General features: G+C 66.6%; 16 protein-coding genes. 5 read left to right on the top strand and 11 right to left on the bottom strand.

Annotated features, from left to right (window positions below; all coding sequences use genetic code 11):
* Positions 1 to 22: 22 nt before the first annotated feature.
* The 4 genes from murD to AC3WP6_RS06150 all read right to left on the bottom strand — a co-directional run bounded on the left by murD (position 23) and on the right by AC3WP6_RS06150 (position 5,822).
* The gene (murD, locus tag AC3WP6_RS06165; RefSeq protein ID WP_492626912.1) at positions 23 to 1,381 is read right to left on the bottom strand and encodes a UDP-N-acetylmuramoyl-L-alanine--D-glutamate ligase; all 1,359 of its coding nucleotides are present in this window, start codon (positions 1,379 to 1,381) and stop codon (positions 23 to 25) included.
* Entirely contained in the window at positions 1,381 to 2,736 is a 1,356-nt protein-coding gene (gene murL, locus AC3WP6_RS06160; RefSeq protein WP_492626911.1) for a UDP-N-acetyl-alpha-D-muramoyl-L-alanyl-L-glutamate epimerase, read from the bottom strand. The genes murD and murL overlap by 1 nt, the downstream gene beginning before the upstream one ends.
* The gene (locus tag AC3WP6_RS06155; protein ID WP_492626910.1) at positions 2,733 to 3,134 is read right to left on the bottom strand and encodes an endonuclease domain-containing protein; all 402 of its coding nucleotides are present in this window, start codon (positions 3,132 to 3,134) and stop codon (positions 2,733 to 2,735) included. The genes murL and AC3WP6_RS06155 overlap by 4 nt, the downstream gene beginning before the upstream one ends.
* A gap of 72 nt (positions 3,135 to 3,206) precedes the next feature.
* Complete coding sequence (locus AC3WP6_RS06150; RefSeq protein ID WP_492626909.1) at positions 3,207 to 5,822, bottom strand: bifunctional aspartate kinase/diaminopimelate decarboxylase; 2,616 nt, start codon at positions 5,820 to 5,822, stop codon at positions 3,207 to 3,209.
* Positions 5,823 to 6,489: 667 nt separating this feature from the next.
* Here AC3WP6_RS06150 and AC3WP6_RS06145 point away from each other — a divergent pair.
* Together AC3WP6_RS06145 and AC3WP6_RS06140 are read left to right on the top strand one after the other, a co-directional pair.
* Entirely contained in the window at positions 6,490 to 7,026 is a 537-nt protein-coding gene (locus AC3WP6_RS06145; RefSeq protein WP_492626908.1) for a (2Fe-2S)-binding protein, read from the top strand.
* Entirely contained in the window at positions 7,023 to 9,290 is a 2,268-nt protein-coding gene (locus tag AC3WP6_RS06140; protein WP_492626907.1) for a xanthine dehydrogenase family protein molybdopterin-binding subunit, read from the top strand. Before AC3WP6_RS06145 ends, AC3WP6_RS06140 begins: the two co-directional genes overlap by 4 nt.
* 52 nt (positions 9,291 to 9,342) lie before the next feature.
* Here AC3WP6_RS06140 and AC3WP6_RS06135 read toward each other — a convergent pair whose 3' ends face one another.
* The 5 genes from AC3WP6_RS06135 to AC3WP6_RS06115 form a co-directional block, all read right to left on the bottom strand.
* The gene (locus tag AC3WP6_RS06135; RefSeq protein ID WP_492626906.1) at positions 9,343 to 10,971 is read right to left on the bottom strand and encodes a SpoVR family protein; all 1,629 of its coding nucleotides are present in this window, start codon (positions 10,969 to 10,971) and stop codon (positions 9,343 to 9,345) included.
* Positions 10,968 to 12,236 (bottom strand): YeaH/YhbH family protein, encoded by a 1,269-nt coding sequence (locus AC3WP6_RS06130; RefSeq protein WP_492626905.1) that lies wholly within the window; start codon positions 12,234 to 12,236, stop codon positions 10,968 to 10,970. Before AC3WP6_RS06130 ends, AC3WP6_RS06135 begins: the two co-directional genes overlap by 4 nt.
* Positions 12,237 to 12,265: 29 nt before the next feature.
* The gene (locus tag AC3WP6_RS06125) at positions 12,266 to 14,188 is read right to left on the bottom strand and encodes a PrkA family serine protein kinase (RefSeq protein WP_492626904.1); all 1,923 of its coding nucleotides are present in this window, start codon (positions 14,186 to 14,188) and stop codon (positions 12,266 to 12,268) included.
* A 235-nt stretch (positions 14,189 to 14,423) separates the two neighbouring features.
* Complete coding sequence (locus tag AC3WP6_RS06120; protein WP_492626903.1) at positions 14,424 to 16,178, bottom strand: hypothetical protein; 1,755 nt, start codon at positions 16,176 to 16,178, stop codon at positions 14,424 to 14,426.
* A gap of 153 nt (positions 16,179 to 16,331) precedes the next feature.
* On the bottom strand, positions 16,332 to 16,799 hold the full coding sequence (locus AC3WP6_RS06115) for an SET domain-containing protein (RefSeq protein WP_492628644.1): 468 nt from the start codon (positions 16,797 to 16,799) through the stop codon (positions 16,332 to 16,334).
* 121 nt (positions 16,800 to 16,920) lie between these two features.
* Between AC3WP6_RS06115 and AC3WP6_RS06110 the strand changes: the two genes are divergently transcribed.
* Both AC3WP6_RS06110 and AC3WP6_RS06105 read left to right on the top strand, forming a co-directional pair.
* Positions 16,921 to 17,403, top strand: a complete 483-nt coding sequence (locus tag AC3WP6_RS06110) for a hypothetical protein (RefSeq protein WP_492626902.1) — start codon at positions 16,921 to 16,923, stop codon at positions 17,401 to 17,403.
* A 26-nt stretch (positions 17,404 to 17,429) separates the two neighbouring features.
* Positions 17,430 to 19,205: an acyl-CoA dehydrogenase C-terminal domain-containing protein gene (locus AC3WP6_RS06105; RefSeq protein WP_492626901.1), complete on the top strand. Its 1,776-nt coding sequence runs from the start codon at positions 17,430 to 17,432 to the stop codon at positions 19,203 to 19,205.
* Positions 19,206 to 19,324: 119 nt separating this feature from the next.
* Here the strand turns inward: AC3WP6_RS06105 and AC3WP6_RS06100 are convergent, their stop codons facing one another.
* A complete protein-coding gene (locus AC3WP6_RS06100) occupies positions 19,325 to 21,226 on the bottom strand; it encodes an esterase/lipase family protein (RefSeq protein ID WP_492626900.1) in 1,902 nt (633 codons plus the stop codon).
* 104 nt (positions 21,227 to 21,330) lie between these two features.
* Between AC3WP6_RS06100 and AC3WP6_RS06095 the strand changes: the two genes are divergently transcribed.
* Complete coding sequence (locus AC3WP6_RS06095; protein WP_492626899.1) at positions 21,331 to 22,332, top strand: Lnb N-terminal periplasmic domain-containing protein; 1,002 nt, start codon at positions 21,331 to 21,333, stop codon at positions 22,330 to 22,332.
* Positions 22,333 to 22,440: 108 nt separating this feature from the next.
* Here the strand turns inward: AC3WP6_RS06095 and AC3WP6_RS06090 are convergent, their stop codons facing one another.
* Positions 22,441 to 24,060 (bottom strand): sensor domain-containing protein, encoded by a 1,620-nt coding sequence (locus AC3WP6_RS06090; protein ID WP_492626898.1) that lies wholly within the window; start codon positions 24,058 to 24,060, stop codon positions 22,441 to 22,443.
* Positions 24,061 to 24,062: the final 2 nt, after the last annotated feature.

Here is a 24,062-nt window from a genome sequence, read left to right as displayed (position 1 = left end):
GACGCCCGTCATCCATCCGTCGTTACGCCACGCCGAGGCCTTCGATGCCGCCGATGGCGGTGCCGTCGAAGCCGGCCAGTTCGGCAAACACGCGCCCGCGCTCGGCGTAGTTCTTGAACTCGTCGAAGCTTGGCGCGCCGGGCGAAAGCAGCACGACACCGCCGGCGGGCGTGACCGTGCGCGCCATCGCCACCGCGTCGGCAAAGTCCTCCGCCTCGCCGAGCGGTACGGTAGCTTTCGCCGTGCGCAGCGCCTGCGCAATGCGCGGCCCATTCGCGCCCTGCGCAACGATGCGCAGGTGCGCATGATCCTTGAATGCGGCGACGAAATCGCTCCAATCGAGCCCGCGGTCGAAACCGCCGACAATCACGGTCACCTCGCGTCCGGCCAGGCTGTCGATCGCCGCGTGGGTGGCCTTGGGCGTGGTGCTGATCGAATCGTTGACCCAATCCAGCCCGTCACGCGTACCGAGCCCCTGCAGGCGGTGCGGCAGCGGGTGGAAACTGGCCAGTGCCGGTGCCGCCGCACGGGCGTCGAAACCGAGCAGTTCCAGCGCCGTCAGCGCGGCGCACGCATTGAGCGCGTTGTGCACGCCGGGCGCCGGCAGGTCGGCGAGCTTGAACACCCGCTCCGCGCCGCAGCGGATCGCGTCGCCTGCGACGTGCCACCCTTCGGCCACGCCAAACAACTTGCGCTGCACGTGGTCCGCGGTGTGCGCCAGGAGATTCTGCTGCAAACCGTTGACCAGCAGCGTGCGCGACACGTCGGCCAGTTTCAGCTTGTCGGCCACGTAACGCTCGGCGCTGCCGTGCCAGTCAAGATGCTCCTCATACAGGCTGGTGACGACCCCCAGCTCGACCGGGCCGGCGTCACCTGTCTGGAAACTCGACAGCTCGATCACCCACAGGTCGGCAGTCTGGTCGTCCAGTTCCAGCAGCGGCATGCCGATGTTGCCGGCCAGCGCGGTACGCACGCCAAGGCTGCGCGCAAGGTGCGCCAGCATCGAGGTCGTGGTGCTCTTGCCCTTGGTACCGGTGACGGCCACCACGCGCGCATCCGGGTGATCGCCAAACCACAGCGCGGTGCCGGAGGTGAACACCGTGCCCTGCGCCTGCGCGGTAACGATGGCCGGCTTGTAGATCGACACTCCGGGCGACTTCACCACCACGTCGTAGGCGGAAAGCGCGACGGCTTCGGGTTCGTGCGCGTAGACCTTGAGCGTCGCGTCAAACGCCTGTGCCGCAGCGGCTTCGCTTTCGCGGCAGTACACCGCCAGCGCAAATCCGGGCAATTGCACGCGAATCGCGTGGATTGCCGCGCGCGCTTCGCGGCCAAATCCCCACACCGCAACGCGCCGGCCGGCAAGCTCGGCAATGCGCATCAACCAATGGCCTTCAGCGCACCCTGAAACCGTGCGGGCACATGATGCTCGGCGGCTGGCTCAAGCCACGGTTCGAGCGCGAGCTGAGCCACGCCGAGCTGCGGCAGGATGGTTTCGCGGAAGCGCGCGACCAGCGCATCCTCGCTCCACTCCGGCCGTTGGCTCAGCGCATACATCGCAGCGCGTGCCTCGGCGCCCTCGCCCACGCATTCGAACGGCTTGTGCTCGTGGTACTCCAGCAATGCATCGAACCCGTCGGCCAAGGTCTCATCGTCCAGCAGGTTGCGGCCAAAGATCGACAACAAGCGCGGCTTGGGCAGGAACGGCGCCAGGGCCAGAAACACGAAGTGGCATTTTGGGCATTGCCCGCACCAGCGGTCGGCAGGTTTGGGGCCGATCAACTTGAAGTTGCGGTTGCAGCTGGAGAACACGTCGAAGTACGGCGTGAGGCGCGCAAACGCACGGGTGATCGCCAGCTCCGAGAACGGTCGCAGCAGCGAGAAATAATCGAGGTCGGCCGCCACATGCGCGTGCAGCCAGGCGCCAAAGCGCTGCTCATAGGCACTGCCCTTGCTCCACTGGTGGTTGACCTGCTGGCCATCGTATTCAAGCGTGGCCGCCGAGGCCGAACGCTCGTTGGCGAACGCGATCGAGTCGTAGCCGTAAAGAATGGCGGCCACGGCAAGGATCGCCGAGTTCACCGCGGTCACCGGAATGTGGCCATTCCACGCGCCAAGACGGTTCAGCTCGAACAGCTCCGGCGCCAGCTCGCGCCCGATGTTGAGCGTGGGCAAGCCGGTCGCCGCGGCACACGTGGCAATGAGGTCGGAGTGGCCGACCCATGCCGCGGTGGCTTCGCCGCCGATGGCCTTGATCGCTTCCACCGCCACCAGCGAGTCCTTGCCCCCGCCAATCGGAACGAGAGTGCGCGCAGGGAGGTCGAGCGCGGGGGCTCGCGCCCCCTCACTCCGGGTGGACGAGGAAGCCGCGCGCGGGAACTGGATGCGGCCGCGCAGATCGAGATGGTTGCGGTACGCAAACTCGGCCAAGCCGTGCAGGTACAGCGCATCGAGCAAATCCGCCGTGTCGGCATCGAGTGCGCCATCAAGCAGCTCGATCTTCGGCGGCACGCCAGCCTTGTAGTAGCTGACGCCGGCAACCAGGTGCAGCAGCTTCAGCGCCGCATCGAACGCGGCTCGACGCTCCGGCGACAACGATGGCGCATCCGGAAAGCGGATGCGCTCGATGAGCGGCGCACCATCGTCAAACGCATATGCCAGCTCGGCCACGCCATCGGCGTAACGCGCATGGAGGAAGCGGAACGTCTGGGTCAGTCGCGGTTGGGTAGTGGTCACAGGTCGATCTCCGCGGAATGTTCCCTCTCCCCTCCGGGGAGAGGGCTGGGGTGAGGGGCCGGGCTGGCCACAGCCCCCAGCACCACCTCAAGCACGCCTTCAATAGTCGTCAATACGTCATTGTCCCAGAAACGCAGCACGCGGTAGCCAAAGGATTGCAGCTTGTGCGTGCGCGCGTCGTCGTAAACCTGTTGTACTTCATGCTGACTGCCGTCCAGCTCCACGACCGAGCCGGCATCCGGGCAGGCAAAGTCGACGATGTAGCAACCGAGCTGGTGTTGCCGGCGAAATTTCCAGCCTTGCAACTGGCGATTGCGCAACTGGCGCCAGAGCTTTTGTTCGGCGTCGGTCGAACCGGATCGCAAGCCCCACGCCCGGTCGACATGCATGCGCTTCATGGACACGCCCTTCTTGCACCTTCGCGAGCACGCCGCACGGGCATCGCCCCTGCGGGCGAGCAAGCGAAAACGTCAATCCTCCAGCACCACCTCTTCCGTCTCCCCGCGCAGGTTGTAGGGCGAGGACATGACCTTGCCGTAGGCGCCGGCCTGGGCGATCAGCACCACGTCGCCCTCCTGCGGCTCGGGCAGGCGGCGGTCGCTGCCGAGGATGTCGCCCGATTCGCAGATCGGGCCGACGACCTGGAACAGGCCGGTGCCGGGCTGGTCCAGCCGGGTGAGGTTGACGATTTCGTGCCAGGCGTCGTACAGCGCGGGGCGGATCAGGCTGTTCATGCCGGTGTCCACGCCGAGGTAGCGCCAGGCGCCCTTGCCCTTGGTCTGGGTGACGTGGGTGATCAGCACGCCGGCATCGGCCACCAGGAACCGCCCCGGCTCCATCCACAACTGGTAATGCGGGTAGGCCGCCTTGGCCTGGCGCAGCACGGCGTCCAGCTCGGCCATGTCGAGCGGGGTCTCGCCGGGGTGCGAGGGCACGCCGAGCCCGCCGCCGATGTCGAGAAACGCGATGCTGCCGATGCGGTCGGCGATGCTCGCGAGCTGGCTGTGCACCTCGCCCCAGTGGCGTGCGCCGAGGATGCCGGAGCCCAAGTGCGCGTGCAGGCCGCGCACGGTGACACCATGCGCATCGGCCAGGCGCAGGAACTCATCGAGCTGATCCAGCGGCAGGCCGAACTTTGAGCCCGCGCCACCGGTGCGCACCTTTTCGTGATGGCCGAGGCCACGGCCGAGATCCAGCCGCAGGGAAATCTCGCGACCGCGGAACAGCTCGCCCCAGTGCTCCATCGGGTGCAGCGCGTCGAGCGTCACCGTGGCGCGCGTCGCCAGGCCGCGCTCGAAATCCCCGCGCGAGGCAAAGTTCGGCGTGAACAGCAGCGGCACCGATTCGGGCACCACTTTCGCCACCGCATCCAGCTCGCCGGGCGATACGCACTCGAAGGCGAAGCCCTCCTCCACCAGCGCGCGCAGGATGGCCGGGTGGGTGTTGGCCTTGACCGCGTAATGCCAGCGGTCGACCGCGGACATGGCCTTCAGCGCACGCGCCTGATGACGCACCGTGGGCAGGTGGTAGACGTAGCGCGGCGTGCCTTGCGCGGCAAGCTTGAGCAGCCGTGCGCGCTCGGCGACGTGGCGCCACCACACGGTGGCACTGACCGGTTCGCCGGCACCGTAGAGTGCCTGCCAGCTCGGGCCGAACAGCGCGTTGTCGTCGGCGCGCAGGGCCCCTGCGGAAATCAGGAGCTCATGCAGGTGCGGCACCAGCGTGTCGACCACGTCCTCGTCGACGACGAAGGTGAGGTTCAAGTTGTTCGACGACTGCGAGATGAGGTGCACGCGCAACTGGTCGAACTCGGCCAGCACGGTGGACAGCGTGTGCAGCATCGAACGCATGCCGCGCCCGACCAGGGTCACCGCCGCGCACGGCGCGATCACCTTCACCCGGCAGACCTTGGCCAGGTCCGAGGCGAGCGCCGCGACCGCGTCCGAATCGAGCAGGTTCTCGGTCGGGTCGAGCGATACCGTGATGTTGGTTTCGGCCGAACTAATGAGGTCCACCGACAGCCCGTGCTTCTTGAACTGGGCGAACACGTCGGCAAGAAAACCGACCTGCTGCCACATGCCGACCGATTCCATCGACACCAGGGTGATGCCCTTGCGCGCGCTGATCGCCTTGACGCTGCGCGCATGCTCGCGCACCTGCGGGCCGATCACCGTGCCCTCGAGCTCGGGGTGGTTGGTGTCCTTGATGAGCAGCGGCACGCGCGGTTCGCGCAGCGGCGACAGGCAGCGCGGATGCAGCACCTTGGCGCCGGTGGAGGCGATCTCCTGCGCCTCCTCGTAGTCGAGTTTCTGCAGCAGGCGTGCGGTGGGCACCTGACGCGGATTGGCGGTGAACATGCCGGCCACGTCGGTCCAGGTTTCCACCCGCAGGGCACGCAGCATCGCGCCGAAATACGCCGCCGAGGTATCCGAACCACCACGGCCCAGCAGCACCGTGCGGCCCTCCGCATCACGCGCGATGAAACCCTGGGTGATGAACAACTCGCCCTGCCCGGCCAGCCGTGCAGCCAATACTGGATCGGGCTTCGCGTCCACCATCGCCGACAGCACGCGCGTGCGCTCGTTCTGGTTGGGCAGCGCAAAGGCGGCGAGGCATTCACGCGCGTCCACCCACCGCGTCGGCAGCCCGGCATGGGTGAGGAACGCCGCGCCGAGTGCGCTGGACATCAGCTCGCCGTGCGCCTGCACCGCCGCCGACCATGCCAGCTCGCCCGACTGCGCCGGGCCTGCGGCTGCAAGCTTTGCCAGGTCGGCCAGCCGCGCACCGAGGGTTTCCGGCATGTCCAGTTGCATGTCGGCCAAGAGTGTCTGGTGGCGTTGCGCGATCGCGCCGGCCGCCGCCTTGCGTTTGCCCTCGTCGCCCTCGGCACTGAGCTGTTTCAGCGCATCGGTAATGCCGGACAGCGCGGAAACCACCACCAGCACGCGCGCCCCTTCGGCACGGCGGCTGGCAGCCAGTTTCAGGATGTTCTGCCAACGCGGCAGGGTGGCGACACTGGTGCCGCCGAACTTCATCACGATCCAGGGGGCGTCCGCGGCAAGCGGCGCGGGGGCGTTCAAGGTCACGGTCGATCGGGCCATGGTTGCGGGGAAAAGATTCCCGCGAGTGTTGCGCTGCGGCAAAACAATTGCAAGATGGGCAACGCGCTTGATTTATGGACGTTTAGGCGTCTGTTGCAGACGAACGCGGGCCACCGACGCACAGCCTTGCCGGCATGGCATGCATCATCCGGCGGCCCATTCCGGGTCGCGTGGGCCGCCCTATGCCATCGTGCGCGTCGGCCGGGGCACCCAGCCTGCGCCCCTGCGCACTTCCACGCACAAGACACCACTTTGTCTGCAACGATCAACGTCCTGCCCGACGGACACACGCCTGCCCGGCAACGCATCGCCAGTCACCAGCGGGAGGCCGACGGCGTGCGGCGCAGCGAAAGGGGCAAGCACTCGTCCCCCCCCCCACCCGAGCACCGACGTGACCACCCTGCGCAAGCTGTCGACCAACCTTGCTGGTCACCACCCTGACGACCCCGCGCTCACTGCCAGCCCGGAATCGGGCTGCGTCGGCGTGGCCAAGCCACTTGCTCCCCGGTAGCCGCCGAGCTCGCGTCATGGGCACTTCAAGGGCAGCCCACCTGCGGGCAATCGTTCCTTTTGCGCGCCATTCAGCGCCGCGCATCCCCACCTTGGGCGCGGCGATGCCTCAATGCGCGCGATCAATTCGAGGAGATTCCGCATGGCGAGCGCCCAGGCCCACGGCGTGCCCACGACACCCGAAGGCAGCATCACGCCCGCCACCGCGCGCGCCGGTATCGACCTCATGGTAAACGGCGAAGCCTTCCGCCACACCGGCGATCCGCAACAGCCGTTGCTGTGGTATCTGCGCGACACCCTGCGCCTGACCGGCACCAAATACGGTGGCGCGCACGGCGAGAACGGGGCCGACCTGGTGCTGGTGAACGACCGTCTCGTCCCGGCCATCACCGTGCCGATGGCCAAGCTTGCGCACAAGCACGTCACCACCGTCGAAGGACTGGCCAGCAGGGATGGCTCGCTGCACCCCCTGCAGCAGGCCTTTATCGACGAGGACGCGATTGGTTGCGGCTACTGCACACCCGGCTGGCTGATGGCCGGCGTCGATCTCTTGCGCCACAAGCCCAACCCGGGTGACACCGACATCGACCAGCTCACCAACACCTGCCGCTGCGGCTGCCAGACGCGGGTGCGCGCCGCGATCAAGCGCGCGGCCGCAAGCATGGCCGCGCACGCATGAGTCACCCAACCGCAAACGGTATCCAGCTTTCACGCCGGCGTTTTCTGCAGATCATCGCCGGCACCGCCGGTGCGCTGGTGGTGGGGGTGCGCATGGCGGACGCCGGTGAACCACCGTTGCCGCCGCAATGGCTGGGCGACCATTTTCACGAGCTGGGCGCCTACGTGCGCATCGACCAGGAAGGCAATGTGCTGGTCGGCGCGCGTGACCCGGAGACCGGCACCGGCGTCGCTACCGCCCTGCCGATGATTGTTGCCGACGAGCTGGACGCCGACTGGAACCGCGTCAGCGTGGTGCAGCTCGGCCTCGGCGTCGGCGCTGGCGACAACGGCAAGCCGCAGTGGACGTATGGTCGTCAGCGCGGCGGCACCGGCGACTCGATCCCCGCCGCATGGGGCGATCTGCGTCAGGCCGGCGCCCTCGCCCGCTGGCTGCTCACCCAGGCTGCCGCGCGCCGGCTCGGCGTTGCCGCCGACCGCCTGCGCTGCGAAGCCGGTACGGTGATCGCCCCCGACGGTCGTCGCGTCACCTACGGCAGCCTGGCTGACGACGCCAGCAAGCTCGACCTGCCGCAGCAGGCGCCGCCGGTCAAAACCCCCGACCGTTACACCTTGATCGGAAAACCGGTGGGCGATGTCGATGCGCATGCCATCGTCACCGGGCAGGCCAAATACACCATCGACCACTATGAGGCGGACGAGCTGGTCGCCGTGCTGCTGCACTGCCCGTGGCCCGACGGCTCACTCGCCCGCATCGACACTGCGCCGGCGCTGGCCGTCAAGGGCGTGGTCAAGGTCATGCAGCTGCGCCCCGAGCCCGGTCAGGCGCCGGGGCAAACTGTCGGCGCGCCGGCCATCGCGGTGCTGGCGGAAAACACCTGGGCAGCACTGGAAGGCCGCGCCAAGCTCGCCTGCGACTGGAACCCCGGCAAGGCCACGGCCGCCGACAGCACTGCGTTTGAGCAGCAGGCCAACGCGCTGCTCGGTGGCGACGCCGCACCCACCACGCGCGTGCGCGACGACGGCGACGTGGTCAAGGCCGGCAAACGCGCCGCGCGTCGGCTTGAAGCCACGTACTACCAGCCCTGGCTGGCGCACGCCTGCCCGGAAACCATGAACTGCCTGGCCGTGATCGAACAGGATCACGCGCGGCTGGTAGTGCCCACGCAAGCCCCGCAAGCCGCCTATGCGGTGGTGCAACGCTTGACCGGATTGCCGCCGGACAAGATCGAGATCCGCGTGCCGCGCGTCGGCGGCGGCTACGGGCGCCGGTTGGATCACGACTACGTCGCCGAGGCGGTGCTGCTGGCCAAGGCGGCGGGCAAGCCGATCCGCTTGCTGTGGACGCGCGACGAGGACCTCACCCACGACTATTACCGCTCCGCCTGCGTGCACAAGCTCGGCGCCACACTGGATCGCAAGCGGCGCATCGTCGGCTGGACCCAGCGCATGGCCAGCGCTTCCGCACTCGACGGGCGCGGCGTACCCGCCGACCACCTGTGGACCAGCGAAGTCGCCGCCAATCAGTTGCCGGCCGGCCTCGTGCCCAACTGCCGCAGCGACTGGTATGCCTTGCAGTCCGCGCTGCCGCGCGGTCCGTATCGCGCCATGCCGCACCTCGCCAACGCATTTGCAGTGGAAAGTTTCCTGGACGAAATCGCGCACGCATCGCGCGAAGATCCGCTGGTCACCCGCATGCGCCTGCTGGGTGCGCCCCGCAACGTGCCGCTGGGCAACGGCGCCACGCTTGACGTCGGCCGCCTGCGCAATGTGCTGCAACAAGTGGCCGACCGCATCGGCTGGAAAGACTGGCTGCGCAGCGTGAACGGACTGGGCATCGCCTGCTGGCACATGGATGGCGCGTATGTGGCGCACGCGCTGGAAGTCTCGCGCCAGGGCGAAGTGCTCACCATCGAGCGTGCCGTATGCGCGGTCGACGTTGGCCGCGTGGTGAATCCGCTCGGCCTGCAGGGTCAGGTGGCCGGCGCCACACTCGATGCATTGTCCACCGCCATGAACCTTGCCATCACCTGCAAGGACGGCAAGGTCCAGCAGCGCCACTGGAAGGATTACCCGCTCGCCAACATGGCGCAGCTGCCAAACGCGGTGGAGGTGATCGTTGCCGGCGCCGATCGCCCGCCGACCGGCGCGAGCTTTCTCGCCATGCCCACGGCGGCCCCCGCGCTCGCCAACGCCATCTTCCGGGTCAGCGCGGTGCGCGTGCGCCGGCTGCCGTTGATGAAGGAGTTTTTGCGGCTGTTCTGAACGGCACCAACCGACAACGCTCTTCGCGAAGTTACTGTCCGCCAGGCGCCGATCACGCCGCATCCGGGGCCGGCACCTCCAGCACCACTTCGCCGTTGCCGTCGGCATCGACGCTCTCCAGCCGTACCGGGAAACCCCACAACCGCGCGACGTGCTTGAGCACTTCGCGCGTGTCGTCGGCCAGCGGATGGTTGCGATAACGCACATGGCGCAGGGTCAGGCAGCGGTCACTGCGACGGTTGACGTTCCACACCTGGATGTTCGGCTCGCGCACACCCACGTCATACTGGCGCGAAAGCATCTGGCGCAGTTCGAGATAACCCTCTTCGTCGTGGATCGCGCCCACCGTGAGCGTTGGCTCGTTTTCGTCGTCGTGGATCGCGAACAAACGCAGGTCGCGCATCAGCTTCGGGCTCAGATACTGGTCGATGAAACTCTCGTCCTTGAAGTTGCGCATCGCGTAATCCAGCGCGGGCAACCACGGCGAGCCGGCAAGGTCCGGAAGCCAGCGCTTGTCCTCGGCCGTCGGCGCCTCGCACACGCGGCGGATATCGCGGTACATCGAAAATCCCAGCGTGTAAGGATTGATGCCGTTGTACGCCGGGTGGTCAATCGGTGGCTGATACACCACGTTGGTATGCGAGGAAAGCCATTCGAGCATCACCCCGTCGGTCAGATAGCCCTCGTCATACAGCGCATTCATCAACGTGTAATGCCAGAACGTGGCCCAGCCCTCGTTCATCACCTGGGTTTGGCGCTGCGGGTAGAAGTACTGTGCAATCTTGCGCACGATGCGCACCACTTCCCGTTGCCAGGATTCCAGCAGCGGCGCGTTCTTCTCGATGAAATACAGCACGTTTTCCTGCGGCTCGCGCGGAAAGCGCTCGTCTTCCGCCGGCGCCCCTTCCTTGTCCGACCGCGTCGGCAAGGTGCGCCACAGGTCGTTCACCTGCTGCTGCGCATACCGCCGCCGCTCTTCGCGCTCGGCCAGTTCGCGCGCCAGCGAACGCTTGGCCGGGCGGCGATAGCGGTCCACTCCCACGGTGGCCAGCGCGTGGCAAGAATCAAGCAGTTGCTCGACCGCATCGTAGCCGTGGCGCTCCTCGCAACGCGCCACGTAATCGCGCGCATAGACCAGGTAATCAATGATCGACGACGCGTCGGTCCACATGCGAAACAGATAATTGCCCTTGAAGAAACTGTTGTGCCCATACGCCGCATGGGCAATCACCAGCGCCTGCATCGCGGTGGTGTTTTCCTCCATCAGGTAACTGATGCACGGGTTGGAGTTGATGCATATCTCGTATGCCAGCCCCATGTGCCCGCGCCGGTAATTGCGTTCGGTGGCGAGAAACGCCTTGCCGAAACTCCAGTGGCGGTAATTCACCGGCATGCCGACGCTGGAGTAGGCATCCATCATCTGCTCGGAACTGATGATTTCGAGCTGGTTCGGGTAGGTGTCCAAGCCAAACCGGCGCGCTGTCTCGGCAATGACCTTGTGGTAACGCTCGATCAGGTCGAACGTCCAATCGCTGGGGTCGGGCAGCGGCTGAGCTGGGCGCTCACCGGCCGGCAACGGCTCGCGCGGCACCTCCTGGCGGCGCCGTTCGCCCATGCGTGCCACCACACGCGGGTCTTCTCCCACCCGCCGTTCGATGGCGGGGTACAGGATGGGGTTCATGTCTCCACCCCCTCTTTGCGGAACAGCTCGCGAAACACCGGGTAGATCTCGTTCGGGGCACCCACCTTGCGCATCGCGAAATTGTCGAACTGCGCCTGCAGCGCGGTGTACGCCTGCCACAGGTTTTGCTCCTCTTCGGCCACCTGCACGTAGGCGAAGTAACGCAACTGCGGCAGGATCGTCTCCGCCAGCAGCCGGCTGCAGTCGTCGCTGTCACCGGGGAAGTTGTCGCCGTCGCTGGCCTGTGCCACGTAGAGGTTCCACTCACCCGCCGGGTAGCGCGCTGCGATGATTCGCGCCAGCAATTCCAGCGCGCTGCTGACCACGGTGCCGCCGCTTTCGGTGGCATGGAAAAATGTGTTCTCGTCGACCTCGCTCGCCTGCGTGTGGTGGCGGATGAAGATGATGTCGATCTTTTCGTAATGCCGGGTCAGGACCAGGTACAAGAGGATGAAAAAGCGCTTGGCGAGCTCCTTGCGCGCCTCATCCATCGACCCGGAAACGTCCATGACGCAGAACATGGCTGCGCGCGTGATCGGTACCGGCACCCGCGTGTGCGCGCGAAACCGCAGGTCGATCGGGTCGATGTACGGCATATGCTGCAGGCGCTCGCGCAGCACCTTGATCTGCTGCCGCAGCGCGTGCGCCGCATCGCCATCGTCTTCACCCTTGGCCACCAGCGCGGCTAGCGCCGCCTCCATCTCCGCCAGCTCGCGGCCGGGCCGCTTTGCCAGCGCAATGCGCCGCCCCAGCGCCTGGCGCATCGTGCGCACCACGGCGAGATTGTGCGGTGTCCCATCGGTGCTGAACCCCGCGCGGCGCGTCTTCCACTGCCGATGGTCGCCGACGTGGGTGCGCATCAGGCGCGGCAATTCCAAGTCGTCAAAGAAGAGCTCCATGAACTCCTCTTTGCTCAGCGTAAAGGTGAAGTCGTCCTCGCCTTCGCCCTGGTTGCTGGCTTGCGACCCGCGGCCACCGGCGCCGCCCTGCGGGCGTTCGATGGTGTCGCCGCGCACGTAATCCTTGTTGCCGGTGTATACCGTGTCGCGCACGCCGCCGCGTCCGTGGTGAAACGTCGGCTCGCTGATGTCCTTGCGCGGGATGCTGACCGACTCGGATTGCTCGATGTCGCGGATGCCACGACTGGACACTGCCCGACGCGCGGCTTCCGCGATCTGCGCCTTGTAGCGACGCATGAAGCGCTCACGGTTGCCGACCGACTTGTTGCGACCCGAAAGCCTGCGATCAATGATCTGTACAGCCATTCCCTACCTCCCTTGGCACGGTGAATGGCTCAACTGCTCTTGCGTACGCGCAAATACCATTCGCACAACAGACGCACCTGCTTGGGCGTGTAGCCCTTGGCCACCATGCGCGAGACGAAATCCTCGTGCTTGCGCGCGTCCTCGGCGCTGGCCTTGGCGTTGAAGCTGATGACGGGCAGCAGCTCCTCGGTATTCGAGAACATCTTCTTCTCGATCACTACGCGCATCTTTTCGTAGCTGGTCCAGCTCGGGTTGCGACCTTGGTTGTTCGCGCGTGCACGCAGCACGAAGTTGACGATCTCGTTGCGGAAATCTTTGGGGTTGGCGATGCCGGCCGGCTTTTCGATCTTCTCCAGCTCGGCGTTCAGTGCCACCCGGTCGAACACCTCGCCGGTGTCGGTGTCGCGGTATTCGTTGTCCTGGATCCAGTAATCGGCATAAGTGACGTAGCGGTCGAAGATGTTCTGCCCGTACTCGCTATAGCTTTCCAGATACGCCGTCTGGATTTCCTTGCCAATGAACTCGGCATAGCGCGGCGAGAGGTACTCCTTGATGAAACCGATGTACTTGGTTTCCAGCTCGGCGGGGAACTGCTCGCGCTGCACCTGTTGTTCGAGCACGTACATGAGGTGTACCGGGTTGGCCGCCACCTCGGCGCTGTCGAAATTGAACACGCGCGAGAGGATCTTGAACGCAAATCGCGTGGAGATGCCGGTCATGCCCTCGTCGACGCCGGCGTAGTCGCGGTACTCCTGATAGCTCTTTGCGCGCGGGTCGGTGTCCTTGAGATTCTTGCCGTCGTACACCTGCATCTTGCTGAACAGGCTGGAGTTCTCCGGCTCCTTGAGGCGCGTGAGCACGGCAAAGCGCGCCATCATCTTGAGCGTGCCGGGCGCGCATACCGCATCGCCGAGCGACGATTCGCGGATCAGCTTCTCATAGATCTTGACCTCTTCGGACACCCGCAGGCAGTACGGCACCTTGACGATATAGATACGGTCGAGAAACGCCTCGTTGTTGCGGTTGTTGCGGAACGCCGTCCATTCGCTTTCGTTGGAGTGCGCCAGCACGATGCCGTCGAACGGAATCGCGCCGAAACCCTCGGTGCCTTTGTAATTGCCTTCCTGCGTGGCGGTCAGCAACGGATGCAGCACCTTGATCGGCGCCTTGAACATCTCGACGAATTCCAGCAGGCCCTGGTTGGCCAGGCACAAACCGCCGGAATAGCCGTAGGCGTCGGTGTCGTCCTGCGCAAAGTTTTCCAGCTTGCGGATGTCGACCTTGCCGACTAGGCTCGAAATATCCTGATTGTTCTCGTCGCCGGGCTCGGTCTTGGCGATGGCGATCTGCTTCAGGATGCTCGGGTAGCGCTTCACCACGCGGAACTTGCGGATGTCGCCGCCGAACTCCTCCAGCCGCTTCACCGCCCATGGCGACAGCACGCGATGCAGATGCCGGCGCGGGATGCCGTACTGCTCTTCCAGCACCGGGCCATCCTCGACCGGGTCGAACAGGCCCAGCGGCGACTCGTTCACCGGCGAGCCTTTCAGCGCGTAGAACGGCACCTTTTGCATAAGGTACTTCAGGCGGTCGGCAATCGAGCTCTTGCCGCCGCCGACCGGGCCGAGCAGATACAGGATCTGCTTGCGCTCCTCCAGGCCCTGCGCCGCATGGCGGAAAAACGCGACCACCTGCTCGATCGCCTCCTCCATGCCGTAGAACTCGGAAAACGCGGGATAACGGCGGATGACCTTGTTGGCGAAGATGCGCGACAACCGCGGATCGTTGCGGGTGTCCATCATCTCCGGTTCGCCGATCGCCGTGAGCATGCGCTCGGATGCCGTGGCGTAGGCCATCGGATCGGTCTTGCACAAGGCGAGATAGTCGTCGATCGACATCTCCTCCTCGCGGCCTTGGGCGTAACGCGCGGTGAAGCGGCTGATCGCATCCATACTTCCCTCCCGATGCAGCGCCTCGCGGGCAAGGGACTCGGGCGACGCTGCGCAACAGCTGAAAGACGGCACCGATGATCTGATGCCAACCGTGGACGGTACGTGAGACCTGTCCGCGGTGCGAAACGTTCCTTGCGGTTGCGGCGCAGGTCGGTGCGGGTGAGAAACGTCGACGTCGCCGCACGGGCGCCGCTGCCAGAGACATTCGGTGGCACGCACCGCAGATGTCGATTTTTTAGTGGAACTGATCGCTTGCGGGAGCCCATGAACTCGATGCATTCGCGGGGTGCACCGGTTTCATCGTCGACGGCGTGTCCGGCGGTGGGCAGCCGGGTGGCAGCGGACCGCCGCTGACGCGCGCCGCAGCGCACAGCGCGGCATTGCCGAGTTCCACCGGCGCACCTGGCTTGGCTGCGCTGGCCGATGGCGCGGGCGTTGCAGTGCGCGGCACCGCACCGCCTTCGGGTGATGGCTGATTCAAGCGGTCGTAGAGTCTTTGCGGTTGCGGCGGAGGCGGCGGATCGGGGTTCTTGCAACCGAGCAGTGCCACCGGTACCAACGGCATCACGCTGCATTCGATGCGAATGCCACGTGGCAGGTGAAAGGTGTGCTTGATCGTGGTCTTTTCGGCGGCACGTCGCAACGCGGTATCCACCGAACTTTCGCCTTCCGGCGTCCAGTACGGGTCGAACTGCGTGGGCTTGTAGCCAATGCCCTTGATCTTGTGCTCCATGATCGTGGCATCGCCGGTCGGCTTGAGCTGCACGTAATCGGGCACGCCGCTGGCCAATGCGGATTTGCTGCCCGATGGTGAGCCCGGCCCGGCACCGCTCGGTACGCTGCCACCAGCGGGACGCTGGCCAGCAGCGACGCTTTGCGCAGTGCCTTGCGCAACGCCGGGCACCGCGTCGTTGCGGCCCTGCGCGTTGGCGTTGGGCGCACTGCTGACGTCGCTGGCACTGCCGGCGGCGGTGGGCGACCCGGCGGCCGGCTCGGCACGACTCACCGCAGCCACCGGCGCCACTGCCTGCTCCACGTGGCCGAGTCCGGCGTCGTGCGCCAGCTTGACCGTGGCTTGCACCGGGGCGGCGATGGCTGGCGCCGTTGGCGTCACGGTGGGGATCGCCGCCGGTGGCACCTCGATCGGCGCATCGAGTTTCGGCGCCTGCGGCTTGGCGAGCGGTTGCGGTGCCGGCATCGAGGGTTTGTTGAGCGCAGTGGCGTCGAGGTTCACGGTGGGCGCCTTGGGCGCAGCGACCGGTACCGCCTGCAAGGTTGCCTCCGGCGCCGCCGGCGGCAATGCGACCGCCATGGCCGGCGCCAGCATGGGCCGCGGTGCGGGCGGTGCAATGCGATCCAGTGCCGGGGTGGGTATCGCCATCTTCGGCGCGGAAGGCGTCGGCACATCAGGCAGCGCCAGCGACGGCGGCGGTGGAATCGGCTGGTTGCCCTCGGCCTGTGGCGCACGCAACGGCTTGGGCTGGAATTTGGGTGGCACCGGCGGCTGCACGGTTGGTACTGGCAGCGCAATCGGGGGCGTCTGCGCGCTGACCTGCACCGGCGAAAGATCCGCCGCCACCTGAGGCAGGCTTGGCGTCGGCTTGGGTGCGGCAGCGGTCTTGGCCGGCGCCAGCGGAGCCCTTGCCGGCAACGCGCGCGCCGCCGCACTGGTAGCTCCTGGTGCGGCGGCGCTGCCGCGGTGCACCGGGCCAATCTTGCGCGGCACCTCACCCTTGGGCGGCGTCACGTCGGGCACTGCAACAAACCGCACCTGCATCTTGGCCGGCGGCACCGCTTGCGCCGGCGGCGGCTCATAGGCCGGACCGAGCACGAACGCAAACAGGAACACCAGTTGCGCCAGCAAGCTGCCGACCCAGGCAATTACCCGCTGCCACGCCATCGGCGGGCGCGGACGCCGCCACGCCTGATAGCCGAGCATGCGCGGAGCCGCGGCCAGCGGCGAGTTCAACAACACTTGCGCCGGGCGCATGTCCGGGCGAGATGCGCCAGCGGGATCGGGAGACAGCGACGACATGGCGCGAGTGTAATGGCGTCATGCCCAACGGCGACTTGCGGGCCGATCGCCCAAGATGCGATGGCGTCAAGGGCTCATGCATGACACGCCACGCGCCGGCGACCGCGCTCAACGCCCGGGTTTGAGCATGCTGCCGATGCAGTTCGGCGCGCCGCACCGGCACTGCCAAAGTTTTCGCAGGCGCGCAGTGTGCGGCACGTCGAGCGTGATGCCATAGTCGTAAGTGAGTTCTTCGCCCACCTTGATCGCACGCAACGCCTCGATCATCACCTTGTCGCGGCGCGGGTCGTGGCTGGCACTTTCGACCACCACCGCGCGGCAATTGGGCGCGCAGCTGTGGTTGATCCAGCGCGCCGTATTGCCGCCACGGTTCGCGTCCACGAGGTAGGTGTCGTTCAAGGTGAACAGGAAGGTGTGACCGCTTTCGCCGCCGTCGCCGTACGCCTCGTCAGCTTCGGCGTGGGTCATCAGCCGGCCCTTGTACTGGACGATTTCCTCGCCCTTGCGCAGCGACGCACAGGCGAAGACGCCGGTGCCGTGGATGGGCGAGCGATGGGCAACAAAGCGGCGGGGCATGGCGTGCGGGCGCGGGAAAGGTTGCACCATGATGCCTGCTCCGCCGGCGGCGCGGAACGCATCGGCATTGACGAGGTGCCCACGCGCGGCCAATATTCAAACAATCGTTTGAGGTGAGTCCATGCCCCGCTTGCTTCGCTATCTCGCGCTCGTGCTTCTCGCATCGGTACTGGTTGCCTGCGGCAAACCGCGCAAGAGCGTGTTTCCGCCGACCCTCAGCGTGCAGCAACTGGTGGTCGCGCCCAACGGCATGTGGCACCTCACGTTGCGCATCCAGAACAACAGTTATGCCGGCATGGATTTCACTGCGCTCGACGGCCAGTTGCAGGTGGCGGAGCTGGTCCCGCTGCGACTGCATGCAACGTTCCAGCGCGACATTCCGGCATTTGCCAGCGACGTGGTGCCGCTCGACGTGCTGCCCACGCCCCCCATGGTCAAGGCGCTGGCAGCAGTTGCCGCCAAAGGCAGCGCCGGCGCGCTCGGTTACCGCATCGACGGCAGCACCACCGCCAAGCCGGAGCAGCAAACGAAGCCCCGCGAATTTCCCTTCAGCGGCCACGACTGGCTGTCACCCGTACCGGGTGTCGCCAACACGTTCCGCTGACCCAAGCCCGTCCAGGAGACACGCTCATGACCCTTTACCACGCACCCACCGACGACCAGCGCTTCGCCCTGTTCGACCTGCTCGGCGCCGAAGCCACGCTGACCCAGTTGCAGGGCGGCGGCGAACACACCCGCGACCTGCTCGACGCGGTGCTCGAGGAAGCCGGCAAACTTGCCGAGCAAGTGCTGGCGCCGACCAATGAAGCGGGCGACGCCGAGGGTTGCCATTTCGACAAGGACAGCCGCAGCGTCACCACGCCCAAGGGCTTCAAGCAGGCGTTCAAGGCGTTCGTGGACGGCGGCTGGCCGGGCCTCACCGCGAAGGAGCAATTCGGCGGACAGGCGTTGCCGGGCGTCATGGGCATTGCCACGACTGAATTGTTCCAGGCCGGCAACCTCGGCTGGAGCCTGTACCCGCTGCTGTCCGAAGGCGCCTGCCACGCGCTGGAGCTGCACGGCACGCCGGCACAGCAGGAAACCTACATGAAGCCGATCGTCGCCGGCCGCTGGACCGGCACGATGTGCCTGACCGAGCCGCAGGCCGGCTCCGATCTCGGCCTGCTGAAAACCCGCGCCGAGCCGAACGCCGACGGCAGCTACGCGATTACCGGCACCAAGATTTTCATCAGCGCCGGTGACCACGACCTGGCCGAGAACATCGTGCACCTGGTGCTGGCGCGCCTGCCTGACGCCCCGGCCGGCAGCCGCGGCATTTCGATGTTCATCGTGCCCAAGTTCATGGTGGGCGCCGACGGCGCGCTCGGCACCCGCAACAACGCCTACCCCGGTGCGATCGAGCACAAGATGGGCATCCACGGCTCGGCGACCTGCGTGATGAACTTCGACGGTGCCACCGGGTATCTGATCGGCAAGCCGCACAAGGGCCTCGCCGCGATGTTCACCATGATGAACGCGGCGCGCCTGTCGGTGGGCGTGCAAGGCCTCGCGCTGGCCGAACGCGCATGGCAGAACAGCCTGAACTACGCGCGCGAACGGCTGCAGGGGCGCTCCCTTTCCGGCGCCAAACTGCCGGAAAAGGTCGCCGACAATCTCCTCGTGCAGCCGGACGTGCGGCGCATGCTGCTGACCCAGCGCGCGTTCGTCGAGGGCTCGCGCGCGCTGCTCTACTACACCGCACTGCAGACCGACATCGAGGCGCGCGGCAGCGACGAGGCTGCCCGGCAAAAGGCCAGTGAACTGGTGGCGTTCCTGATCCCGATCGCCAAGGGTTTTGTCACCGAGATCGCACAGGAAGCCACCAAGGAAGCGCTGCAGATCTACGGTGGCCACGGCTACATCGCCGAGAACGGCATGGAGCAGTTCGTGCGCGACGCCCGCATCATCACCCTGTACGAGGGCACCACCGGCATCCAGGCGGCCGACCTGCTGGGCCGGAAGATCCTGCAATTGCAGGGCGTGGGCTTCAAGCATTTTGCCGGCGAGATCGGCGCGTTCTGCAAGGCGCATGCCGGCGACGCCAAGCTTGCCGCGTTCATCGCGCCGCTCGGCGCCGCGGTCAAGCAGTGGGGCGAACTCACGCTCGCACTCGCCGGCCGCGTGCAGGCCAACCCGGAGGAGCTCGGCGCCGCCGCAGTGGATTACCTGTGGTACTCGGGCTACGTGACGCTGGCCTATTTCTGGGCGCGCAGCGTGGCAGCAGCCGAAGCCGGCAACCATCCGGCCGCGTTCAAGCAGGCCAAGCGCGACACCGCCACGTTCTACTTCGCGCGCCTCCTGCCGCGCACGCTGGCACACAAGGTGGCGATCGAGGCCGGCGTGGCAAGCATCCCCGACATCGCCTGATCGTTCTCACCGCAGTTGGGCTGAAGCCCGACCCACAAAAGCTCTCCGTGGGTCGGGCTTCAGCCCGACAACGGTCTCGCCCATCGGCGGCAACCCATCGCGTTGCCGCACTCCAGGCACTACGGCGTCGGCATAACCGCAGTTTCCACGCGTTCGAGATGACCGCGCATGATGCGGCGCAACTCCAGGATCGCCGCCGGCGTCTCCTGCACGCTGTGCCACGAGGGGATCACCACTTCGGACGCCGCCCCCGGCAGGTGCGCGCTGAGGTAGGGCACCACGCCGTCGCTGGTGGTATCCAGCGCGCCGCGCGGCTTGTACAGGCCGATGATCGAGTGGTAGCGCACGGCAGGTGAAATCGGCAGGTTTTCGGTGGCGACGATGAACGGATCCTTGTCGCTCAAATTGCCGACGCTGTTGGAGATGTGCAGCGGCGCGCTGTTGCCGTCGTTGTCCTTGAGCAGGTCGGACAGGTTCGTCATGTCCTTGAGCACGCCCAGCGGCAGGCGGATCAGCTCCGCCAGCCAACGCACGAGCCGGTGCCGCGCCACCGGCGTGCCGCGATGTGGCGCGGCAAGGAACACCGCCTCGTCCACCTGCAGCATCGGCGAAAACTGCAGATACGGCGCCAGCGCACGATGCAACCGGTTGCGCCGCGCCACCGACAGATCCCGCTCGCTGGGCACCAGGCTCCACAGCGCATTGCCGCTGGAGGAAACCAGCAGCCGCGCAATGACGCCGCCCATGCTGTGGCCCACCAGCATGATGTGGTGGCTCGCCGGCGCGGTGCCGGCCGGATCGAAATGCCTGAGCGTGGCGTCGAGCGCCTTGCGGATCTGCGCCAGGTTCACCGGGATCGGCGCATTGGTCGGGTAGTAGACCTGCCACACCTGATAGTGCCGGCGCAGGATCTCGTCGCCGAGTACCTCGTTGGCCACGTTGACCCAGGCCTCCGGGCTGCTCGCCAACCCGTGCAACATCACCACCGTGAGCCGTGTGGGGTCGTACGGCTGCATCAGCAACACGCGCGGCTGGTCGATCCCGCCGCGGCCGAGCAGCGATCGGATGGATTGGGCGGCAAAGCCCGAGCGCGCCAGCCACAGACCATAGGGCGCGGTGAAATTTGCCCCCAGCGGCACACTCTGCTGATCGATCGTGACGTTGGCATCGCGATACGGGTCGCGTACCAGAAGCTGCACGTCGTGCGTCGCCAGCACCGCTTCCAGCGTGGCTCCGGGAAACGTCAGCACGCCGGTCATCGCCACATATTGCGGCTCGCGCCACGGCGGCACCGTCTGCGCGGCGTCGAGCGGCGGCGCCACGGCAACGAAGTCGGAACCGAAACCGTCGCGCCGATAGACGTTTTGCAGACCCTTGAAACGAAGCGTGGACGCGGGCAGCAGCTCGACCGGCGCCGCGCGCATGCGCATGTCGGTATTCGGCCGCTCCACGTTCCAGCCGGCCAGGCTCGCCGTCTGCCAGCCTTGGCCGAGCGACGGCAAGACCTGGAACCAGCGGCCGACGATGCGCTCCACGGCGTAGTCGTAGAACGCGATCACTTTCGCTTGGCGCTGGTCGAACACGCGCTCGGCCGGCGTGCGCACGGTGAAAAAGAGATACGCATACGCGTAGCGCGCGCTTTGCAGATACGCGTCGAGCGTGGCGTCGCTTATCACCGCGCCGCGGTCGCCCTGCAATGCGCGCCCGAGCCAAACCTCGGACAGCGCCGACAATCGGCGCTCCTCATCGATGCCGGCCGCATGCGCCAGCATGCCGGTGCAGGTGTCGAACGACTGCTCGCAACGCTTCGCGGTCAACGCCAGCACGTTCAGCGTCTGCACCGTGTTGTCGCTGAGCTGACGCGCGCCAAGCATGTCGGTGCGCCGCTCGCTCACCACGTCGCCGGGCTTGATCCGGCTCACGCCCACCATCGCGCACGCGTTCAGGCAAACCAGCGCCACCGCCAGCAGGCCTCGTGCCGCCCAGCCCGCCACGCCATGTCCCTGCCGTTCTTCGTGCATTCCCACTCCCGTTGACCGCCTCGCCCGGCGATTTTAGCCACGGCACCGGTTGTCTTTGTCGGCACGACGCGGCACGCTGGCCACATGCCCGGCAGGTGGCCAACATGCTGAAAGCCGTGCGCACCGCACTGCGCATCGCGACGCTGACGGTCGCCGCGCTGGTCGCGCTGCTCTCCGGCGCCTGGGGCGCGCTGGCATTGTGGTACCAATTGCCCGGCGGCTCCGTCGTGCGCGCGCTGGGGACCGCGGCCTGGGTGGTGCTGGTGCTCGCACTCTTCGCGCTCGTCATCACGCGCCGCAGCGCATGGCCGCTGGTCGGCTACGTGGCGTGCTACGGACTGCTGCTGGCATGGTGGGCAACGATCGTGCCGAGCGGGCAGCACGCGTGGGCCGACGACGTGGCGCACCTGGCCACCGGCGAGGTACACGGCAACCTGGTCACCGTGCACGCCGTGCGCGACTTCACGTGGCGCAGCGACAGCGACTACGACATCCGCTGGGAAACCCGGCAATACAATCTCGACCAGCTGGTCGGCGCCGATGCCATCCTCTCGCACTGGGGCAGCGCGGCGATCGCGCACGCGATGCTGTCGTTCGCGTTTGCCGACGGCCAGCACCTGGTGTTTTCGGTGGAGATCCGCAAGCGCCGCGGGCAGAGCTACTCCGCCATCGGCGGCTTCTTCAAGGATTTCGAGACCATCCTGGTCGCCGCCACCGAGCGCGACGTGGTGCGCGTGCGCACCAACGTGCGCGGTGAGGAGGATTACCTCTACCCGCTGGCGATCAGCCGCCCCGCCCTGCGCGCCCTGTTTCTCTCCTACGTGCACGCGGCCGACGCGCTCGCCCGGCATCCCACGTTCTACAACACCATCACCTCCAACTGCACCACGATGGTATACCGCATGGCACGCCAGCTCGATCCGGGCCTGCCGTGGGACGTCCGCCTGCTGCTGACCGGTTACCTTCCCGGTTATCTCTACCAGATCGGCGCGCTCGACCATCGGCTGACGCTGGCGCAATGGACGGCACGTGCACCGATCACCGCGCGCGCCCGCGCGACACCGCCTGACGCGGATTTCTCGCGCGCGATCCGCACCCCACCCTGACTGGCCCGACGGACTTTTCGCACCAAGCTTGCCAACTCAAGGCCGCCCTTACCACATTGCGCGCCGATCCCCAGTGCTCGCACGGTTGCGCTTGGCCAAATCCCGGCCCTACAGCACTGGCACCTGTTCCTTGAGTAGCGTATTGAACTCGTCAGGCGGCAACGGCTTGGCAACCAGGTAGCCCTGGAACGCGTCGCAACCGTGCTGCATCAGGAATCGCTGTTGCGCTTCGGTTTCGACGCCCTCGGCAATCACCTCCAGTCCGAGTCCGCGCCCCATGCCGATGATGGTCTGCGCCACCATTGCGTCGTTGGCATCTGCCGGCAAACGCAGCACGAACGACTTGTCGATCTTGAGCTGGTCGATCGGCAGCCGCGAAAGGTACGCCAGCGACGAATAGCCGGTGCCGAAATCGTCGAGCGAGATGCGGATGCCGTGCGAGCGCAACTGCGCGAGCTTCATCGCCGCATCGGCAAGGTCGCCGAGGATGGCCGACTCGGTGATCTCCAGCTTGAGCCGCGCCGGGTCGGCGCCGGATGCCTTCAGCGCGTCACGCACGCTGGCCACAAAGCCGGGCTGCGCAAACTGGTGTGCGCTGACATTGGCGGCCAACGACAACATGTTGGTAGCCGGTTCCACCGACCACGCCACCAGCTGCTCGCACGCACGCTGCAGCACCCACGCGCCGAGCGGCACAATCAGGCCGTTGTCTTCTGCCACCGGAATGAACACATCCGGCAGCACCTGGCTGCCGTCGTGGCGCGTCCAGCGCAACAGCGCCTCAGCGCTGACGATGTGACCCTCGCGATCGGCCTGCGGCTGCAAGTACAGCTCCAGCTCATCGTCGACGATCGCCGCGCGCAACTCCTGCACGAGCTCCTCGCGCTGCGCGAGGTCAGCCAGCATGTCAGGGTCGAAACGCCGCACCTGATCGCGCCCAGCCGCCTTGGCGGCGTACATCGCCAGCTCTGCCTCGCGCAACACGGTTTCGGCAACGTCTTGCCGCGGTACCAACTCGGTCCAGCCGATGCTGGCCGTGACTGTCGCACCGCGTCCGGGCACCAACGCAAATGGCTCACGCAATTGCTGGCGAAGGCGCTCGGCATAGTCGACGGCTAGGTCCTTGCGCGCCACCGGCCCCACGTCGCGACCAGGTACGACCATGGTGAACGTGCCGCCGCCAAAACGGCCAACCATGCAATCGCCATCGGCAAGCACGCGCAAGCGGCGTGCAACCAGCGCCAGCAGGCGGTCGCCCGCGGCGTGGCCACGCAGGTCATTGATCCGCTTGAAGTGGTCGAGGTCCGCGATCAGCAGCACACCGCCGGTGCCAGCCTCTCCCAGCATGTGCTGCAAGTAGCCAAGCAGGTACTGGCGATTGGGCAGCTCAGTCAGCGAATCGAAATAGGTCATGCGATCGACGCTGGCATGTGCCTCGCGCTCGCTGGTCAGATCGACCATGGTATACACGTAATGGATGAGCTTGCCGGCAGCATCGTGCACGGCGGAAATCGCGGTGCGTACTACGCGTGGCTGACCCTGCTTGACGCGCACCCATTGCTCGCCTTGCCAAAAGCCGTAGTGGGCAAGCTGCGAACGACGGGCGCTGTCGTCGCCGTGCATGCCCATCGCGCTGGAAGGCATGCCCAGCACTTCGGCCGGAGCAAAACCGGTCAACCGGGTGAATGCCTGATTGACGCGCTGAATCAGCCCCTGCGCGTCGCTCACCA

The sequence above is a fragment of the Rhodanobacter sp. FW106-HT46G03 genome (assembly GCF_058789895.1).
Note: the sequence above shows the minus strand (reverse complement) of the source record. Positions and strands in the feature narration are given on the sequence as shown.

What these genes read in the sequence shown, in the direction of transcription:
- AC3WP6_RS06100 (WP_492626900.1), bottom strand. Translation starts at nt 21,226, where the DNA reads ATGCACGAAGAACGGCAGGGACATGGCGTGGCGGGCTGGGCGGCACGA.
- AC3WP6_RS06125 (WP_492626904.1), bottom strand. Translation starts at nt 14,188, where the DNA reads ATGGATGCGATCAGCCGCTTCACCGCGCGTTACGCCCAAGGCCGCGAG.
- AC3WP6_RS06135 (WP_492626906.1), bottom strand. Translation starts at nt 10,971, where the DNA reads ATGAACCCCATCCTGTACCCCGCCATCGAACGGCGGGTGGGAGAAGAC.
- AC3WP6_RS06155 (WP_492626910.1), bottom strand. Translation starts at nt 3,134, where the DNA reads ATGAAGCGCATGCATGTCGACCGGGCGTGGGGCTTGCGATCCGGTTCG.
- AC3WP6_RS06140 (WP_492626907.1), top strand. Translation starts at nt 7,023, where the DNA reads ATGAGTCACCCAACCGCAAACGGTATCCAGCTTTCACGCCGGCGTTTT.
- AC3WP6_RS06120 (WP_492626903.1), bottom strand. Translation starts at nt 16,178, where the DNA reads ATGCGCCCGGCGCAAGTGTTGTTGAACTCGCCGCTGGCCGCGGCTCCG.
- AC3WP6_RS06145 (WP_492626908.1), top strand. Translation starts at nt 6,490, where the DNA reads ATGGCGAGCGCCCAGGCCCACGGCGTGCCCACGACACCCGAAGGCAGC.
- murD (WP_492626912.1), bottom strand. Translation starts at nt 1,381, where the DNA reads ATGCGCATTGCCGAGCTTGCCGGCCGGCGCGTTGCGGTGTGGGGATTT.
- AC3WP6_RS06115 (WP_492628644.1), bottom strand. Translation starts at nt 16,799, where the DNA reads ATGCCCCGCCGCTTTGTTGCCCATCGCTCGCCCATCCACGGCACCGGC.
- AC3WP6_RS06110 (WP_492626902.1), top strand. Translation starts at nt 16,921, where the DNA reads ATGCCCCGCTTGCTTCGCTATCTCGCGCTCGTGCTTCTCGCATCGGTA.
- AC3WP6_RS06095 (WP_492626899.1), top strand. Translation starts at nt 21,331, where the DNA reads ATGCTGAAAGCCGTGCGCACCGCACTGCGCATCGCGACGCTGACGGTC.
- AC3WP6_RS06130 (WP_492626905.1), bottom strand. Translation starts at nt 12,236, where the DNA reads ATGGCTGTACAGATCATTGATCGCAGGCTTTCGGGTCGCAACAAGTCG.
- AC3WP6_RS06105 (WP_492626901.1), top strand. Translation starts at nt 17,430, where the DNA reads ATGACCCTTTACCACGCACCCACCGACGACCAGCGCTTCGCCCTGTTC.